The following is a 2,015-nucleotide window of genomic DNA, read 5'->3' on the forward strand; positions in this document are numbered from 1 at the left end:
GATAGCGCGCCATCGGCATTATTTTGCATGACTTTAGCACTATTGCTATCACCCAGTTGATTCACCGTCGCGGTCGCATTAAAGCCATTATAATATTGCTGCTCGATTTCAGCGCGATTACCGTTACCTTCGGAGTTTATTACTGCGGATGCAGTTTGTGTTGAATGATGCTGGTCAATTTTAGCGTGGTTTTCATCACCCTTTTGAGTAATGGTTGCTGAAGAATCAGAGGTATTTTGCTGAACAATATCAGCCCTGTTTAATGAACCATCTTGATCGACTATCGAAGTGTTAGCGTACCCATACGATGACACAACAGCTAAATTGTCCATCTTATTTTGAATAATTGAAGCATTATTACCACCATCAACCCCATTTTGATGACTTAGGTTTGCAATAATATTGTTATCTTTTCCAACTTGACTAATAATTATTTCATCAGCCAATCCGTAAGTACGAGCAATTACAGAGTTACTTACACCCACTTGCTCAATATTAGCATTAGAGCGATAAGCACCAGTAAAAGCCCGTGCAACGTTATCATCACCTTGTTGATTTATTACCGCCGTACTTCCATCATACCAGCTTTGTGCTGTTGCTCGATTTCCCGTCCCATCTTGATAAACAGTTGAAATATCCCCTTCTCCATAAGTTAATGCCCTAGCAGTATTTGAAGCACCTAGCTGAGTAATGTCAATGCTACTATTTCCCCCAGAATAGGTGCGAGCAGTTGCTGTATGACTGCTACCCGTCTGCTCGACTGAAATATTGTTACCAGAATCTGAACCCCATAAGCTTGTTGCGGGCTGCAATACTGTCGCGGTATTCATTTCACCAGATTGGTCAACTGAAACCTTGTTATCTGCATTATGTTGCTCAACGTCGGCAAAATTCCCCTTACCAGCAGTTGAGCCACTTTGTGTAACAATCACTGAGCTATTTTCTCCATATAAACGTAACTTGACTCTATTATCTACATCACTTTGACTTACCGTTGATGTACTGTTTTCACCATATATGAACGCACTCACATCATTATCTTTATCACTTTGAGTCACTGTTCCGGTATTGTAATTTCCTCGCACAAAAAGGTCTGCAGTATTTTCCATACCGGATTGATCCAATATTGCTGAATTCTCGTTGCCAGAAGCGACAATATATGACCTGTTATAGATATCTTTTTGAGTAGCGAATACAAGGCTATTATTTCCAATAGCTTCAAAGCTGATAAAATGTTGACTGCCTACTTGGCTTATGTTCACAACTGCACCTGTTCTTTCATCAGTAGCATCTATCCAGCCTCCTTCAGCTGCATTAAACTCTCCATTTTGGCTAATTTGAACATGGCTAGATTTACCGGGTCCAGAAGTAGCATACACATAATTTTCTTGGCCGACTTGCTCAACATCAATGGTACTTTCGCCATAACTTTGTGCAGTTGCAAAGTTATCATTACCTTGCTGAGTCATGCTGACAACTCCGCCGCTATCCCAAGTGTCAACAACGCCTCTATTACCATTACCATGTTGCATAATAATGGCTTTGCTATTAATAATTACGGCAGACAAATCTTTATAAGAAATGGTAATGGCGCTATTATTATCACCGATTTGCTCAACATCAACCGAGTTACCCTCTGTTGAATAATATTGATATGATTCAGTCATATTTGAATTACCGACTTGAACAATATCAACCGATTCATTAATGCCGTCTTGTTGCACCATTGCCGTATTACCCATACCGACCACAGAACCGCTCTGATTGATTGATACAGCATTGTCCATGTTAGCTTGGGTAACATTGGCTATATTGCTAGCATCATCTTGAATGATTAATGCCGTGTTATTAATCCCAGTTTGTTCGATATCGGTGTGGTTTTCTGTGCCCGTTTGAGTGATGACAGCATCTGAAGATAAACCGATTTGGCTAATAAAGGCGTTATGGCGCTCACCGGTTTGGGTTATCACTGCGACGGTATCTTCAGTGACAGAATCACTTAAATCACCCGTTTG

At 40.5% G+C, this 2,015-nt stretch carries 1 pseudogene; it reads right to left on the reverse strand.

The window, feature by feature from the left end:
- Window positions 1-2,015: pseudogene (locus AB4160_RS16480) on the reverse strand (hypothetical protein); the annotation flags it as partial.

The sequence above is a fragment of the Shewanella sp. 10N.286.51.B8 genome (genome assembly GCF_041469325.1).
Lineage (GTDB): Bacteria > Pseudomonadota > Gammaproteobacteria > Enterobacterales > Shewanellaceae > Shewanella.